The 15,811-nt window shown below is 72.8% G+C and carries 12 protein-coding genes and 1 riboswitch; of the genes, 3 read left to right on the forward strand and 9 right to left on the reverse strand.

Annotation, left to right across the window (positions count from 1 at the left end; all coding sequences use genetic code 11):
• The 8 genes from cobO to OG758_RS35550 form a co-directional block, all read right to left on the reverse strand.
• The gene (cobO, locus tag OG758_RS35515) at nt 1-600 is read right to left on the reverse strand and encodes a cob(I)yrinic acid a,c-diamide adenosyltransferase (protein ID WP_116502807.1); all 600 of its coding nucleotides are present in this window, start codon (nt 598-600) and stop codon (nt 1-3) included.
• The gene (locus OG758_RS35520; RefSeq protein ID WP_326713652.1) at nt 600-2,660 is read right to left on the reverse strand and encodes a putative cobaltochelatase; all 2,061 of its coding nucleotides are present in this window, start codon (nt 2,658-2,660) and stop codon (nt 600-602) included. The genes cobO and OG758_RS35520 overlap by 1 nt, the downstream gene beginning before the upstream one ends.
• Nucleotides 2,657-6,337: a cobaltochelatase subunit CobN gene (gene cobN, locus OG758_RS35525; RefSeq protein WP_326713653.1), complete on the reverse strand. Its 3,681-nt coding sequence runs from the start codon at nt 6,335-6,337 to the stop codon at nt 2,657-2,659. The genes OG758_RS35520 and cobN overlap by 4 nt, the downstream gene beginning before the upstream one ends.
• Complete coding sequence (locus tag OG758_RS35530) at nt 6,334-7,908, reverse strand: cobyric acid synthase (protein ID WP_326713654.1); 1,575 nt, start codon at nt 7,906-7,908, stop codon at nt 6,334-6,336. The genes cobN and OG758_RS35530 overlap by 4 nt, the downstream gene beginning before the upstream one ends.
• A complete protein-coding gene (locus OG758_RS35535) occupies nt 7,905-8,846 on the reverse strand; it encodes a cobalamin biosynthesis protein (protein ID WP_326713655.1) in 942 nt (313 codons plus the stop codon). The genes OG758_RS35530 and OG758_RS35535 overlap by 4 nt, the downstream gene beginning before the upstream one ends.
• A gap of 111 nt (nt 8,847-8,957) precedes the next feature.
• Nucleotides 8,958-9,099, reverse strand: a riboswitch (cobalamin riboswitch).
• A gap of 110 nt (nt 9,100-9,209) precedes the next feature.
• Nucleotides 9,210-9,431, reverse strand: coding sequence for a hypothetical protein (locus OG758_RS35540; RefSeq protein ID WP_326713656.1), 222 nt, complete (start codon nt 9,429-9,431; stop codon nt 9,210-9,212).
• Between the two features lie 15 nt (nt 9,432-9,446).
• Entirely contained in the window at nt 9,447-10,706 is a 1,260-nt protein-coding gene (locus OG758_RS35545) for an inorganic phosphate transporter (RefSeq protein WP_326713657.1), read from the reverse strand.
• A 189-nt stretch (nt 10,707-10,895) separates the two neighbouring features.
• Nucleotides 10,896-11,639, reverse strand: coding sequence for a lysozyme (locus tag OG758_RS35550; RefSeq protein WP_326713658.1), 744 nt, complete (start codon nt 11,637-11,639; stop codon nt 10,896-10,898).
• A gap of 203 nt (nt 11,640-11,842) precedes the next feature.
• Between OG758_RS35550 and OG758_RS35555 the strand changes: the two genes are divergently transcribed.
• The 3 genes from OG758_RS35555 to OG758_RS35565 all read left to right on the forward strand — a co-directional run bounded on the left by OG758_RS35555 (nt 11,843) and on the right by OG758_RS35565 (nt 15,310).
• Nucleotides 11,843-12,520, forward strand: coding sequence for a class II aldolase/adducin family protein (locus OG758_RS35555; protein WP_326713659.1), 678 nt, complete (start codon nt 11,843-11,845; stop codon nt 12,518-12,520).
• Nucleotides 12,521-12,586: 66 nt separating this feature from the next.
• The gene (locus OG758_RS35560) at nt 12,587-13,714 is read left to right on the forward strand and encodes an alpha/beta hydrolase (RefSeq protein WP_326713660.1); all 1,128 of its coding nucleotides are present in this window, start codon (nt 12,587-12,589) and stop codon (nt 13,712-13,714) included.
• Nucleotides 13,715-13,894: 180 nt separating this feature from the next.
• Nucleotides 13,895-15,310, forward strand: a complete 1,416-nt coding sequence (locus OG758_RS35565; protein ID WP_326713661.1) for a hypothetical protein — start codon at nt 13,895-13,897, stop codon at nt 15,308-15,310.
• 16 nt (nt 15,311-15,326) lie between these two features.
• Here OG758_RS35565 and OG758_RS35570 read toward each other — a convergent pair whose 3' ends face one another.
• Nucleotides 15,327-15,737 (reverse strand): VOC family protein, encoded by a 411-nt coding sequence (locus tag OG758_RS35570; protein WP_372566409.1) that lies wholly within the window; start codon nt 15,735-15,737, stop codon nt 15,327-15,329.
• Between the last annotated feature and the right edge of the window lie 74 nt (nt 15,738-15,811).

Consider the following 15,811-nt stretch of genomic DNA (forward strand, 5'->3'; position numbering starts at 1 on the left):
TCACCACTCGATGCCCCTCTGGCCCTTCTGGCCCGCGTCCATCGGGTGCTTGACCTTGGACATGTCGGTGACCAGGTCCGCGAAGTCCACCAGCTTCTCGGGGGCGTTGCGCCCGGTGATCACGACGTGCTGGGTCCCGGGCCGGTCCCGCAGCACGGAGATGACCTCGTCCGTGTCGATCCAGCCCCAGTGCATCGGGTAGGCGAACTCGTCGAGCACGTACAGCTGGTAGGTCTCGGCGGCGAGGTCGCGCTTGACCTGCTCCCAGCCCTCGCGGGCCTTCTCCTCGTTGTCCATCTGCGCGTCGCGCTGGACCCAGGACCAGCCCTCGCCCATCTTGTGCCAGTCGACGGTCCCGCCCTCGCCGCTCGCGCCGAGGACGCGCAGCGCGTTCTCCTCGCCGACCTTCCACTTCGCCGACTTGACGAACTGGAACACCCCGATCGGCCAGCCCTGGTTCCAGGCGCGCAGGGCGAGCCCGAAGGCCGCCGTCGACTTGCCCTTGCCGATGCCGGTGTGGACGACGACGAGCGGCCGGTTGCGCCGCTGCCGCGTCGTGAGCCCGTCGTCCGGCACGACGCTCGGCTGTCCCTGAGGCATTACGCGACCCTCCTGCTGTTCGACTGCAGTCCCTGTGTTTGTCGGACTTCCTTCACGAGCCCGGCGATCGAGTCGGCCCGCAGCTCGTCGAGCGTCACCGCCGTCCCGCCCAGCTCGCCCGCCAGCTGACCGGCGAGCCCGAGCCGCACCGGACCCGACTCGCAGTCCACGACGACCGACGCCGTTCCCTCGGCGGCGAGCAGCCGTGCCGCACGCCCCGCGAGCGCCACCGGCTCCGGCCCGCCCGTCGCCCGCCCGTCGGTCACCACCACGACGAGCGGCCGGCGCGCCGGGTCCCGCAGCCGCTCCACGCGCAGCACGTCGTGCGCCTTGAGGAGCCCCGCGGACAGCGGCGTACGCCCACCGGTGGGCAGCGACTCAAGGCGGACGGCTGCCGCGTCCACGGAGGACGTCGGCGGCAGCGCCACGTCGGCCGAGGAGCCGCGGAACGTCACGAGCCCCACCTTGTCCCGCCGCTGGTACGCGTCGAGGAGCAGCGACAGGACAGCGCCCTTCACGGCGCTCATCCGCTGCCGCGCCGCCATCGACCCGGAGGCGTCGACCACGAACAGCACGAGGTTGCCCTCGCGGCCCTCCCGGGTCGCCTGCCGCAGATCGTCACGCCGCACCACGAGCCCAGGACCGGAACGCCCCCGTGCCCGCTGGTGCGGGGCCGCGGCCTGCACGGTCGCCGCCAGGTGCAGCTTCGTGAGCGCGCCACGCGGGCGCCGCGCACCCGTCGTACGCCCGTGTTCCGTACGGGCCCGCGAGCGCCGCCCGGCGGCACCCTCGCCTAGTCCGGGCACGCTCAGCATCTTCGTACGGAACGGCTCGGAGGTCCGTGCGGCCGCCTGCTCGCCGCCGCCCGCGGGAGCTTTCTGCTCGCCGCTGTCGGAGGGCTCGCCCTGTGCGGGGATGTCGGCAACCCGGTCGCCGCCCGCGTCGGGGCCGTTGCCCTCGGGCGCGTCCTGCGGCGGCTGCCCGCCACCGCCGCCGGGACCGTCGCCGTCGCCGTCGCCGTCACCGTCAGGATCGGGCTCGTCGTCCTGTCCGCCGAACTCCTCAAGAGTGTCGTCGAGCTTGTCCTCGTCGAGCCCCGGCGCGTCGAACGGGTTGCGGCGCCTGCGGTGCGGCAGTGCCAGGAGCGCGGCCTGCCGCACATCCTCGGCCAGCACGTCCGTGCGGCCCGCCCACGCGGCGAGCGCCGTCGCCGTACGCGCCATCACGATGTCCGCGCGCATCCCGTCGACCTCGAACGCGGCGCACGTCGCGGCGATCTGGCGCAGCGCGGCGTCACCGAGCCGCACCGAAGGCAGCAGGTCACGGGCCGCGACGATCCGCGCCCGTACGGCTGACTCCTCCTGCTCCCACTTCCCGGCGAAGCCCTCGGGGTCGTCGTCGTAGGCGAGGCGCCGCTTGACGACCTCGACGCGCTGGTCGGGCTCGCGGGAGGCGGCGACCTCCACGGTGAGCCCGAACCGGTCGAGCAACTGCGGCCGCAGCTCGCCCTCTTCCGGGTTCATGGTGCCGACCAGCAGGAAGCGCGCGGCGTGCCGTACGGAGACGCCCTCGCGCTCCACGTACGAGGCGCCCATCGCGGCCGCGTCGAGCAGCAGGTCCACCAAGTGGTCGTGCAGCAGGTTCACTTCGTCGACGTACAGGATCCCGCGGTGCGCGTCGGCGAGGAGCCCCGGCTCGAAGGCCTTGACGCCCTCGGCGAGCGCCCGCTCGATGTCGAGCGCGCCGACGAGTCGGTCCTCGGACGCGCCGACGGGCAGCTCGACCATGCGGGCGGCACGCGAGGTGCCGGGTCCGGTCTCGTGCGGCCCGTCCGGGCACGCGGGGTCGGGCGCGGCGGGCGCACACGAGAACCGGCACCCGGCGACGACCTCGACCTCCGGCACGAGCGCCGAGAGAGCGCGTACGGCCGTCGACTTGGCCGTGCCCTTCTCGCCGCGCACGAGCACCCCGCCGACGGCGGGGCTGACCGCGTTCAGCAGTAGGGCAAGACGCAGGTCGTCCTGCCCGACGAGCGCGGTGAACGGATAGGGGGTACTCACTGGTCGTCGCCCTCCAAGTCGCCCTCAAGTTCCAGATATGTGGCCCGCAGCCGCTCCAGCGTCTGCGCGTCCGGCTCGGCCCACAGCCCGCGCTCGGCCGCTTCGAGCAGCCGCTCGGTGATGCCGCGCAGGGCCCACGGGTTGGACTTCTTCATGAAGTCCTGGTTCTCCGCGTCGAAGACGTACTCGGCCGACAACTTCTCGTACATCCAGTCGTCGACCACGCCGGCCGTCGCGTCGTACCCGAAGAGGTAGTCGACGGTGGCGGCCATCTCGAAGGCGCCCTTGTAGCCGTGGCGGCGCATCGCGGCCATCCAGCGCGGGTTGACCACACGCGCGCGGAACACCCGGTGGGTCTCCTCGCCGAGCGTGCGGGTCTTCACCTGGTCGGGCACGGCGGAGTCGCCGACGTACGCCTCGGGGGAGGCCCCCGTCAGATGCCGCACCATGGCGACCATGCCGCCGTGGTACTGGAAGTAGTCGTCGGCGTCGACGAGGTCGTGCTCGCGGGTGTCGACGTTCTTCGCCGCCACGTTGATGCGCCGGAACGCCGTCTCCATGTCGCCGCGCGCGGCCCGGCCGTCGAGCCCGCGCCCGTACGCGTAGCCGCCCCACACCGCGTACACCTCGGCGAGGTCCGCGTCGGACTGCCAGTTGCGGGCGTCGATCAGCGGCAGCAGACCCGCCCCGTACGCACCCGGCTTCGACCCGAAGATCCGGGCCGTGGCCCGCCGCCTGTCGCCGTGCTCGACGGCGTCCTCCTCGACATGCGCCCGTACGTAGTTCTGCTCGGGGCTCTCGTCGAGCGCGGCGACGGCCTGCACGGCGTCGTCGATCAGAGCGACGACGTGCGGGAACGCGTCACGGAAGAAGCCCGAGATACGGACCGTCACATCGACGCGCGGACGTCCGAGTTCGGCGGCCGGCACGATCTCGAAGCCGGTGACACGGCGCGAGGCGTCGTCCCACACCGGGCGGCAGCCGAGCAGCGCGAGGATCTCCGCGATGTCGTCGCCCTGCGTACGCATCGCGGAGGTGCCCCACACCGTCAGGCCCACGGACTTGGGGTACTCGCCCGTGTCGGCGAGGTAGCGCGCCACCAGTGAGTCGGCGAGCGCCTGCCCGACCTCCCAGCTCAGCCGCGACGGAATCGCCTTCGGATCGACGGAGTAGAAGTTGCGGCCCGTCGGCAGCACGTTGACCAGGCCGCGCGTCGGCGACCCGGAAGGTCCAGCGGGCACGTATCCGCCGTCGAGAGCACGCAGAATGTGCCCGATCTCGTCCGTGGTGCGCGCGAGCCGGGGCACGACCTCACGGCACGCGAACTCCAACACCGCTACGGCGTCCGGGAGTTCGGTCCCGACGACGTCCCGGACGAGCGCGGGGACGGCCGCGGCGTCCCAGCCGCGCTCCTCCATGCCCTCGGCCGCGCGCCGGCACAGTTGCTCGAGCAGGTCGATCGCGTCGGCGGCGCTGCGGGCGGGACCGTCGACGAGATCCGTCAGACCGTCCGGCACCTTCACCGGCGCGCCGGGCTCGCCGAGCAGCTCCTTCTCCACCAGGCCGAAGTGCTCGGCCAGGCAGGCCCGCAGGCCGGGCAGCGCGTTCGCGGTGCCGCCCCACACCTGCGAGGCGCGCAGCACGGCGAGTACGAGGTTCACGCGCGGCTCGCCGACCGGGCCGCCGCCCAGGATGTGCAGACCGTCACGGATCTGCACGTCCTTGATCTCGCACAGATAGCCGTCGATGTGCATCACGAACTCGTCGAAGTCACCGTCGTCCGGCTGCTCGTCGACATGCAGGTCGTGGTGGAGCTCGGCGGCCTTCACCAGCGTCCAGATCTGGGCGCGCACGGCCGGGGCCTTCGTCGGGTCCAGGTCGGAGACGAGTGCGTACTCGTCGAGGAGCTGCTCCAGCTTCGCCAGGTCGCCGTACGTGTCGGCGCGGGCCATCGGCGGGACCAGGTGGTCGACGACCGTGGCGTGCCCGCGGCGCTTGGCCTGCGTGCCCTCGCCCGGGTCGTTCACGATGAACGGGTAGATCAGCGGCAGCTCGCCGAGGACCGCGTCGGGCGCGCAACTCCCGCTCAGACCGAGGCCCTTGCCGGGCAGCCACTCCATCGTGCCGTGCTTGCCCATGTGGATGACGGCGTCCGCGCCGAAACTGTTCTCCAGCCAGCGGTACGCGGCCATGTAGTGGTGCGACGGCGGCATGTCCGGGTCGTGGTAGATCGCGATGGGGTTCTCGCCGAAGCCGCGCGGCGGCTGGATCATCACGACGACGTTGCCGAACTGCAGGGACGCGAGAACGATGTCGTCGCCGTCGACGTAGAGGGAGCCCGGCGGCTCGCCCCACGCCTCCAGCATCCCGTCGCGCAGCTCGGGCGCCAGCTTGTCGAACCAGGCGCGGTAGTCGACGAGCGGCACCCGCGCGGGCGCCGACGCCAGCTGGTCCTCGGTGAGCCACTCGACGTCGTGGCCGCCCGCCTCGATGAGCCGGTGGATCAGCTCGTCCCCGTTGTCCGGGTAGCCGTCGACGCCGTAACCGGCCTCGCGCAGCGCGTCCAGGACGCGGACGGCGGAGGCGGGCGTGTCGAGGCCCACCGCGTTGCCGACCCGCGAGTGCTTGGTCGGGTAGGCGGTGAAGACGACGGCGAGCTTCTTCTCGCCGTTCGGCTTGTGGCCGAGACGGGCGTGGCGCACGGCGATCCCGGCGACGCGGGCGGCGCGCTCGGGGTCGGCCGCGTACACGGGGACGCCGTCGGGGCCCTCCTCCTTGAACGAGAACGGCACCGTGACGATCCGGCCGTCGAACTCGGGGATCGCGACCTGCATCGCCGCGTCCATCGGCGACAGGGCGGCGTCCGACGCCTCCCAGGCCGCCTTCGACGACGTGAGGCAAAGACCCTGAAGGACGGGGATGTCGAGGTCGGCGAGCGCGCCGATGTCCCAGGCCTCCTCGTCGCCGCCCGCGGACGCCTGCGAGGCGTGTGTACCGCCCGCCGCGAGCACGGTCGCGACCAGGGTGTCGGCCTCGCCGAGGAGCTCGTACAGGCCGGCGTCGGCGCCGCGCAGCGAACCGCAGTACACCGGAAGGGAGTTGACGCCACGTGCCTCGATCGCGTCGCACAGCGTGTCCACGAACGCGGTGTTCCCGGACAGCTCGTGGGCGCGGTAGAAGAGCACGCCGACCGTCGGACGGCCCTCGACGCGCGCACGGCGGCCGTGCACCCCGTACTCGGGCATCTTCTGCGGCTCGGCGCTGTGCCGCTCCTGCGTGCTCCCGGTCCGGCCGTGCCCGCCCCGCAGCACGTCCTGGCCGAGGAAGCGGGCCAGTTCGACGAGGTTGCCGGTACCGCCCTCGACGAGATAGCGCAGCGACTCGGCCACGGCGCCCGCGTGCACGGTCGACTCGGCCATCAGCTCCGCGTCCGGGACGCTCTCGCCGCCGAGCAGGACCGTCGGCACGCCGGACGCCTTCAGCGCCGCGAGCCCGTCCTCCCAGGCGCGCTTGCCGCCGAGGAGCCGTACGACGGCGATGTCGACGCCGTCGAGCAGCTCCGGCAGTTCGCTCTGCACGTCGACGCGGGTCGGGTTCCCGATCCGGTAGGGGGCGCCGGAGGCCCGGGCTGCCAGCAGATCGGTGTCTGCGGTCGACAACAACAACACTGTGCTCATGCGGGCGCTCCCGGTGGAATGAAAGGCAGTCCTGACGGAGCGCCGGACTCGATGAGCCGCCACAGCGCGTCCGTGTCCGCGTGTTCTTCGATCAGATCGCCGAGCCGGTCGAGCTGCTCCTCGCGCAGCGCGCCGAACGACGTGTCGGGCGACGGCACGAATCGGCGGCCCGCGGCGGCCGCGACCTCGCGCAGGAACGCCCGGCGGAAGCCGTCCGCCTCCAGCGAGCCGTGCCAGTGCGTGCCCCAGACGGAGCCGACGCGGCACCCGTCCAAGAAGGCTTCTCCACCGGCGATTTCGGCGACCCCGTGATGGATCTCGTAGCCCTCGACGAGCTCGCCGAGGGCCTCGCCGACGGGCCGGGCGAGGGTCTTCTCGCGCTCGAACCGCACCCGTACGGGCAGCAGTCCGAGCCCGTCGACGGCGCCCGCGCGTGACTCGACGTCGTCCTCGATGCGCTCGCCGAGCACCTGGAAACCACCGCAGATCCCGAGGACCGGGCGCCCCTCGGCGGCCCGGCGCGCGAGGGCGTCGGCGAGGCCGCGCTCGCGCAGCCACTGAAGTGCCTTGACGGTGCCGCGCGTTCCCGGCACGACGACCAGGTCCGCGTCGACGAGCTCCTCGGCCCGGTCGACGAACCGCACGACGACGCCCGGCTCCGCGGCCAGCGCGTCCACGTCGGTGAAGTTCGACATCAGCGGCACGGCGCACACGGCGACGCGCAGCACGTCCTCGCCGACGGGGGCCGTCGTCTGTGACTCGCGCACGGAGCCGCGCAGCGACACGCGCAGCCCGTCCTCCTCATCGATGCCGAGGCCGTGCTGGAAGGGGAGCACTCCGTACGTGGCGCGCCCGGTCAGGTCCTTGAGCATGTCGAGGCCGGGTTCGAGCAGGGAGACGTCCCCGCGGAACTTGTTCACCAGATAGCCGGCCAGCAGCTCCTGGTCCTCGGGCGCGAGCAGCGCGGTCGTGCCGAAGAACGACGCGAAGACACCGCCGCGGTCGATGTCGCCGACCACGAGCACGGGCAGCCGTGCGGCCCGCGCGATCCCCATGTTGACGATGTCGGTGCGGCGCAGGTTGATCTCGGCGGGAGAGCCCGCCCCTTCACAGATCACGGCGTCATAGCTGCCCCGGAGTTCCTCCAGGCATCCCACGACGGTGTCGAGGAGTGCGGCCTGGCGCCCTCCGTGCAGCGCCTTCCCGGGGGACACGGCACCTGACAGCGGCTTCACCGCGGGCCCGGACTCCCCGAAGAACCCGCGAGCGCTCAACTCGCCGACCGGCTTGCCCATGAGCACCACCTGGCTGCTCCGGTCGCTGCCCGGCTTCAGCAGTACGGGGTTCATCAGGGCGCTCGGCTCGACGCGGGCGGCCTGCGCCTGCATGGCCTGCGCACGGCCGATCTCGGCGCCCTCGCGCGTCACGAAGGAGTTGAGGGACATGTTCTGTCCCTTGAACGGCGCGACCTTCACCCCCTGCCGCACCAGCCACCGGCAGATGCCCGCGGTGACGACGCTCTTCCCGGCATCGGACGTGGTTCCTGCCACCAGCAGTCCGCCACCACTCACGACTTCCCCCTCCGCAAAAGTGCCCGCCCGGCGACACACACGCCGAGGGCCAGCCAGGTCACGCGCCGCGAAAGCCGCGCCGCCCGCTCGACGTCGGCGGTCTCCACGGACCGGCCCGACGCGTTCAGTACGGGCCGGTGCTCGACCCGCCCGCCGTACGACAACGTGCCCCCGAGCCGCACCCCGAGCGCCCCCGCGAACGAGGACTCGACGACACCGGCGTTGGGGCTCGGGTGCAGCCGCGCGTCCTCGCGCCACGCGGTGAGCGCGCCGCGCGGACGGCCGCCCGCGACCGCGGCGAGCACCCCGGTCAGCCGCGCCCCCGGCCAGCCGGCCACGTCGTCGAGGCGCGCGGAGGCCCAGCCGTAACGGCGGTACCTGGCCGACTTGTGCCCGACCATGGCGTCCAGCGTGTTCACGGCGCGGAAGGCGACGAGCCCGGGGACCCCGGCGACGGCGCCCCACACGAGCGCGCCCACGACGGCGTCGGAGGTGTTCTCGGCGACGGACTCGACGACGGCCCGCGCGATCCCGTCCGCGTCCAGGGCCTGCGGGTCGCGCCCGCACAGATGCGGCAGCCGCTCGCGCGCCGCGTCCACGTCACCGGCGGCCAGCGCGCCCCCGATGGCGCGCGCCTCGCGCCCCAGCGACGTACCGCCGACGACGGCCCAGGTGGCGGCGGCGGTCAGTGCGACGGAGGCGGCGGGGGAGCGGCGCACGGCGCGCGCGGCGAGGCCACCGGCGACGGCGGCGCCCCCGGCGCACACGGCGGTGTGCAGTGCGCCCCACCCTCGGTGGTCACTCCACAGCACTCGCTCGACGGCGCCCGCGGCCCGCCCGAACGCGGCGACCGGATGCCCGCGGCGCGGATCGCCGAACAGGAGGTCACCGAGGAGTCCGGCGGCGCTGCCGTACGCGAAGACGCGCTCGGCTCGCACGGTCAGCCCGCCGCTACGGCGAACGGAACCCTTGTACTCGTTCTCGGCGGGAGGACCCGCAACTGGCAGCCGCGCATGGCGATATGTCCTCACTCAGGGTGTCCACGCCCTGGTTGGAAGAGACCGGCGGCGAGAGTTCCTGGCTCGCGGGGATCACTCCCCGGTGACAGTGGCGGGACCGCGCCGGATTCACACCGGCTTCCTCTCCTGCTGCCGTAGATGGCCCCGGAAGTCCACCACGCTCCGCGAACGCCCGTCAACTTGCCGTTGACCTGCGAAGGGAGAGTGTGCTGAGGCACACACGAAGCGGGGTGCGGGACGCCTTCGCGTCCCGCACCCCGCACTCCTGCCGGTTACCTCCGGTCAGGCGACGATCAGGAAGATCCCGTACCCGACGGCCGCCGCGCACAGGGCGAAGCAGGCGTACGCGCCGGAGACGGCCAGCGCCGTCGAGTTGCCCTGGGCCGCCGCCGACTCCCGCTTGGTGAGGCCGACGATGCCGAGGGTGAACAGGCCCACGAGGGCCACCGTGATCACGAGGCTGACTCCGAACACGGAGCCGAGTGCTGCCCAGTCGATGTGCATAGCGCTGCTGCTTCCTTAGACCGTGGCCGGTCGCGCGGGCTCCGCCGAGGGCGGGGCGGGCGAGGCGGGGATGGTGGTCTTCACGTCGGTGTCCAGGTCGGCGACCGTGCCGGTGGGCGGCGGGGTGACGGCCGCGATCGCGGTGGTCACGACGCCGGCGGGCTCGTCGGTGACGTCGTCGTCCGTGACGTTCGTGTGGTCGATCGAGTTGCGCCGGGACAGCGCCCAGATGGTGCCCGCGCCGGCGATCAGGAGCAGCGCGGTGACGGCGACGCCCCACGAGCCCTGCTTGGTGAGGAACTCGGCGCCCGCACCGACCAGACCGGCGGCCGGCAGGGTCAGGCCCCAGGCGATGAACATGCGGGTCGCGGTCGACCAGCGGACGACGCCGCCCTTGCGGCCGAGGCCCGAGCCCATCACGGCGCCGGAGCAGACCTGCGTCGTGGAGAGCGAGAAGCCGATGTGCGAGGAGGCGAGGATCGCGGTCGCGGCGCTGGTCTGGGCGGCGAAGCCCTGCTGCGGCGCGAGGTCCGTGAGGCCCTTGCCCATGGTGCGGATGATGCGCCAGCCGCCGAGGTAGGTGCCGAGCGCGATGGCCGTACCGGCCGAGACGATGACCCACATCGGAGGGTTCGCGCCGGGGTTCAGGACGCCGCCCGTGATCAGGGCGAGCGTGATGATGCCCATCGTCTTCTGGGCGTCGTTCGTCCCGTGCGCCAGCGAGACCAGGCCCGCGGAGGCGATCTGCCCGGCGCGGTAGCCCTTGGCGGTCGCCTTCTGGTCGGTCTTGCTGCCTATCCGGTACGTGAGCCGGGTGGCCAGCATGGCGGCGATGCCCGCCACGAGCGGCGCGGCGACGGCCGGGAGAAGGATCTTGGTGACGACGGTGCCGCCGTCGATCGACGACCAGCCCATCGACATCACGGCGGCGCCGATGAGGCCGCCGAAGAGAGCGTGGGAGGAGCTGGAGGGGAGCCCCACCAGCCAGGTCAGGAGATTCCACAGGATGGCGCCCACCAGCGCCGCGAAGATGACCTCGGTCTTGAGTCCGTCCTCGTTGATGATGCCGCCGGAGATCGTCTTGGCGACCTCCACGGAGAGGAAGGCTCCGACGAGGTTCAGCACGGCGGACATGGCCACCGCCGTCTTGGGCTTGAGAGCGCCGGTCGAGATGGTGGTGGCCATCGCGTTGGCTGTGTCGTGGAAACCGTTCGTGAAATCGAACACGAGAGCGGTAACGATCACGATCCCGAGGAGAAGCGTGATGTGTTCCATTTACCCAGGCTTCTGTTGGACGTCAGTGGCTCGGCGACCGTAGGCAATCTGAGTGAACGGAAGATGAACTGGGGCGGGCGGTGCGGTGACCCGAAGCGGAGTGCCGCCACTCCGTTGAGAACGGGGCGGCGGCACGGGGTCGTCCGTGAAGCGGAACGGTGGCCGAATCAAGCGGAAGTGAGCCCTCCGCTAGCCGCGGGCGAACCTCCGCAGCTGGGCCTGCGAACCGTTGAAGAGATTCTGGTCACCCGGCAGTCCGCCGCTGTTGTCGTACTGCCAGAACGTCCAGTACGGCCAGCCCGAGGGCAGCGCCCCGGCGGACTCGTCGTAGTGGGCCAGCCATAGCGCGTGGTTGCCCGCGAAGGCCGTGCTGTTGCCCGTGCAGTTCTTCCGCCAGCGGTAGTTGGTGTAGATCACCGGCCGGCGGCCCGTCCTGCGGCGGACCTCGTCGCTGAACGACCTGATCCAGGAGATCATCTTCGCCTTGCTCAGGCCGTAGCACTTCTTCGAGCTGTACGGGTTGTACTCGATGTCGAGCGCCGGCGGCAGTGTCCAGCCGTCCGCCCGCCACGCACCCCCGTTGCGCACGAAGTACGAGGCCTGCGTCCGGCCGGACGACTTGTTCGGGAGCGCGAAGTGGTACGCGCCTCGGATGATGCCCGCGCCCCGTGCTCCGTCGTACTGCTGGTCGAAGTAGGGATTGCGGTAGGTGGTGGACTCGGTCGCCTTGACGTAGACGAACCGTGAGCCCTTGCTCTTGGCCTTCCGCCAGTTGACGTTCTTCTGGTGCGACGAGACGTCGTGCCCCTTGGTCTCGCCCGCCGCGGACGCCGGGGTCTCGGCGAGAGCGGTCCCCCCGAACGTCAGGGCGGCCAGTGATGTCGCGGTCGCGATGTGCGCACAGCGACGGGACGGTTTGTGACCACGAGCCATATTTTCCCCCGAAATGGCGACGTGCATGACAAATCCCACCGGAGGCTACCGGAAGATCCCTCTATGCCCGTCGATCTCCAGCCAATCGTTTCCAGGCGGGCATTCATGCCCATTCGTGCGCTTCCGGACTCCTGGGCTCCGTACCAAAGTGCCCCGGCCTCACGATCCGCGCGGGCCCGCCGCGCGGCTGGCAGGATGCGGGCATGGCGGAGGAACCGGGCGATGCGGGGCAGGGCGCGGACGGGCTCGCGCAGGCATGGAACGCGCTCGTGGCGGCGGCCCGGCGCACCGTCGCCGACGGCCTCGTCGTCGGGACCTCGGGAAACGTCTCGGTGCGGATCGGCGACACCGTCCTCGTCACGCCCAGCGGGGTCCCCTACGACGAGCTCACCCCGGACGACCTCGTCGCCGTCGGCCTCGACGGTGAGCAGAGCGCCGGAACCCTGACCCCGACCAGCGAACTCCCGATGCATCTGGCGGTCTACCGCGCCACGCCCGCCCGCGCCGTCGTCCACACCCACGCGGTCCACGCCACCGCCGTCTCCACCCTCGTGCCCGAACTCCCGCTCATCCACTACATGGCCGCGGCCCTCGGCGGACCCGTCCGGGTCGCCCCGTATGCGACGTACGGCACCGAGCGGTTGGCCGAGAACGTCCTCGACGCTCTCAAGGGGCGGACAGGCTGCCTGCTCCAGAACCACGGCACCCTCACCTACGGCGACACCCTCGCCGCCGCCTACGACCGCACGGCCCAGCTCGAATGGCTGTGCCGCGTCTGGCTCACCGCGAGCGCCCACCCGCACCACACCCCGAAGCTCCTCACCCGCGACCAGGTGCGCGAGGTGGAGGAGAAGCTGCGCGGGTACGGGCAGCAGGGCTGAACCTCCACCCGCCGCCATGGCCGCGCCCCACTGGCCGGTCGGAGCCCGGGCGCGGACACTGGGACGGTGCGCACCGCCAGAGCGACGGCCGCTGCCGTCACCGCAGTCATCTGTGCCGGCGCGGCCGCGGTCGCGGTCGGCCGGTTGGCCAGCGATGCCGCCCTCAAGGCGCCCGCGGGCCGACCGCTCCCCACCGAGCCACGCCTGACCGTCCACGCCACCGCCGCGGGCCGGATCACCCTCACCCGCGACCTGGCCTCCCTGCGCCCGGGCACCTACGGCCTGAGCGGCGACGGATTCCACGCCGTGGTCGGGCCCGTCATCGAGTCCGCCCCGCATGCCGCGCACGCCGTCGTGCGACGCCTGCAGCGCGTCACCCACGGCTCCCTCGAACCCGGCGCCAAGGCCTGGCTCACGCCCCAGGTCCACATCGGCGACCCCAAGGCGGCGCTCGGCCTCGACCACGCCGACATCGACATCCCCGGCGAACTGGGCGCGCTCCCCGCCTGGTTCGTCCCCGGCGCCCGCGACACCTGGGTCATCACCGTCCACGGCCTGGGCACCACCCGCGAGCAACCCATGGTCCTCATGGACTTCCTGCACCGCCACCGCTTCCCCGTGCTCGATCTCGCCTACCGCGGCGACCTCGGCGCCCCCCGCTCCCCGGACGGCCTGGGCCACCTCGGCGAGACGGAGTGGCGCGACCTGGACGCCGCGATCCGCTACGCCGTGCGCTACGGCGCGCAGCGCGTCATCGTGCACGGCTGGTCGACCGGCGCCGCCATGGCACTGCACGCGGCGGCCCATTCCGCTTTGCGGGACCGCATCTCCGGACTCGTCCTCGACTCACCCGTCCTCGCGTGGGACGTGACGCTGCGTGCCCTCGCCGGAGCCCGCGGCATCCCCGGCCCCCTGCTGCCCCTCGCGGTCCGCGCCGCCCAGGGGCGCACCGGGCTGCACGGCGACCGCCTCGACATCGCCGCCCACCCCGACGCGCTCAAGGTCCCCACACTCGTGATGCACGGCCCCGACGACGAGATCGCCCCCTGGGCCCTGTCCCGCCGACTGGCCGCCCGGCGCCCCGACTTGGTCACCCTCCACACCGTCGGCGACGCCCCGCACGGAGCCATGTGGAACGCGGACCCACACACGTACGAGGAGACGCTCCGCCGCTTCCTCACGCCCCTCATGTAGCTTCGGCACAGCTCTGTCGGACCCACGGGAACCGCACGCCGGCCGCACGGGACAGATGCGCAGGAAGGCCCGCGTAGACCCCCGGCGTGCGCCGGTCCGCGGACCCTCCCGCGACGCCCGCAAAGAGCCCCGGAACCATTCCGTTTGGGTTTTCGGACCGTCAACCGGAAGACTGCCCCCGTGACGTCCCGTATCCCGCGCGACTCCAGGCTCCGACTCGTCCGCCCGCGCACCCTCGCCGCCGCCCCCGTGCGGGCTGACGGAGTGGTGACCCAGGCTCGCCCGCCCCGCCCGGCGCCCCGCCCGCCGGAGGGCACCCCACCACCGGCGGAACTGGCCCGCATGGCCCGCCGCGGCCTCGCCGACGCCGTCCGCGTGGCCCGCTGGGCCGACGCCGCCCTCAGCCCCGGCAGCGGCCACGGCACCCCCGACGGCAGGGGCGCCCTCTCCGCACCCACCGCCGAACGCGCGGCGGCCGACCTGGAGCTGACCGCGCGACAGGTCCGCGCCGACTGGGACACCGCACGCCTCGCGGGCCTCGTCGAGGTGCACGGCGACAGCGCGCGCCCCGGCTGGCGCCTGCGCGCCTGGGACCGGGACGACACCGCCGTGCTGCGCGGCTGGGTCGCGCTCTTCGACGCCTGGTCCCTGGCCCACCCCGCCGGCGAGAGCCTGGAGGCCGCCGCGGTCGCCGAGGTCGTCTCGGCGATGCCCCAGGTGCTCTCCCTCCTCCAGCTCTCGGCCGGCCCGGTCCCCGTCCCGCAACTCCTCGACCTGCTCGGCCAGCGCGTCGAGGAACTGCGCACGGAGCGCTGCGAGATCCCGTACGGTCCGCAGCCCGAGCGCACCGGACCCGCGACCGGCCCCACCGGCACCGACCTCCCCCCGCTCCTCGACTGGGCCCTGCACGGCCTCTGCGCCGTCGGCGCCCTCACCTACGCCGACGGCCAGGCCACCCTCACGCCGCTCGGCAGCTGGGCGGTCTGGGTCAAGCTGGAGCAGATCTGCGTGGCCGCCCAGTCCCCGGCGGGCAACATCGAGCAGTCCGCCGAGGACATGCTCAGAGGCTGCGCACGGCTGCGCCCGAACGCGGCCCGTGCCGAGTACCGCGCCTGGCTCGCCGCCCGCCCCGTCGGCAGCGCCGTCACCGAGCTGATCGCCGCCGCCCGCGGCGAGGACGCCCTGCTGCGCGGCCTGGCCTTCGAGGCCCTGCGCGTCGTCGGAGCCCCCGCCGAGCCCGTCGTCCGATCCGTCGCCGACGAGCCGTCCCTGCGCCCCTACGCGCTGCTGTGGCTCGCCGAGTACGAAGGCGCCGATCCCGAGGACGTCCACCTGGTGCTGACCCGCGAGGAGACGACCTGGCTGTGGGTGGACACCGCGGCGGCCGTCGCGGACCACGGCGAGGCCCAGCTCCTCGTGCGCCATCTGGAGTCCGCCGTGCAGCCCACCGTGCCGGCGCTGCTCGACGAGGTCCGGACGGCCGGGCATCCGCGTACCGTGCAGGTGCTCGTCGCGCTGGCCGCGGCGCACCCGGATCCGGCGCTCGCCAAGGCCGTCCGCCGGGCCGCCTTCCAGGTGCACACCGGAGGCGCGTGACACCGCGCCCCCGCGATCAGGCCGGTATCTCCGGCGCGTACGTCCCGAAGCTCCACACGTTGCCCTCGGCGTCCTTGGCCAGGTAGTCCCGGGAGCCGTAGTCCTGGTCCGTCGGGGGCATCAGGATCTCCACGCCGTGCTCGACGGCCCGGCGGTGATGGGCGTCGACATCGTCCACGACGACATGGATCCCGGTCGGTCCGGCGCCCCGCATGGCCTCGTCGAAGCGGCCGCCGCGGCCCTTCGAGCCGAGCATCACCGCGCCGTTCCCGTACGTCAGCTCGGCGTGCATCACCGAGCCGCCCTCGCCCTCGTGCACGGCCGTGGCGGTGAAGCCGAAAGCCGAGGTCAGCTGCTCGATCGCGGCCTTCGCGTCGGCGTACAGCAAGGACGGGTAGAAACTCGCGCGCCCCTTCGTACCGCTCACTGTGCTCACTCCTTCTTCGCCGGTCCGGAATGTGCCGGCGGATCCAGCCTGGCACCCGGCACCGACAATCCGCC

Source organism: Streptomyces sp. NBC_01474, assembly GCF_035918215.1.
Taxonomy (GTDB): Bacteria; Actinomycetota; Actinomycetes; order Streptomycetales; family Streptomycetaceae; genus Streptomyces; species Streptomyces aureus.

Coding starts and splice junctions, on each gene's coding strand:
- OG758_RS35550 (WP_326713658.1), bottom strand. CDS start 11,639: ATGGCTCGTGGTCACAAACCGTCCCGTCGCTGTGCGCACATCGCGACC.
- OG758_RS35540 (WP_326713656.1), bottom strand. CDS start 9,431: ATGCACATCGACTGGGCAGCACTCGGCTCCGTGTTCGGAGTCAGCCTC.
- OG758_RS35545 (WP_326713657.1), bottom strand. CDS start 10,706: ATGGAACACATCACGCTTCTCCTCGGGATCGTGATCGTTACCGCTCTC.
- OG758_RS35555 (WP_326713659.1), top strand. CDS start 11,843: ATGGCGGAGGAACCGGGCGATGCGGGGCAGGGCGCGGACGGGCTCGCG.
- cobN (WP_326713653.1), bottom strand. CDS start 6,337: ATGAGCACAGTGTTGTTGTTGTCGACCGCAGACACCGATCTGCTGGCA.
- cobO (WP_116502807.1), bottom strand. CDS start 600: ATGCCTCAGGGACAGCCGAGCGTCGTGCCGGACGACGGGCTCACGACG.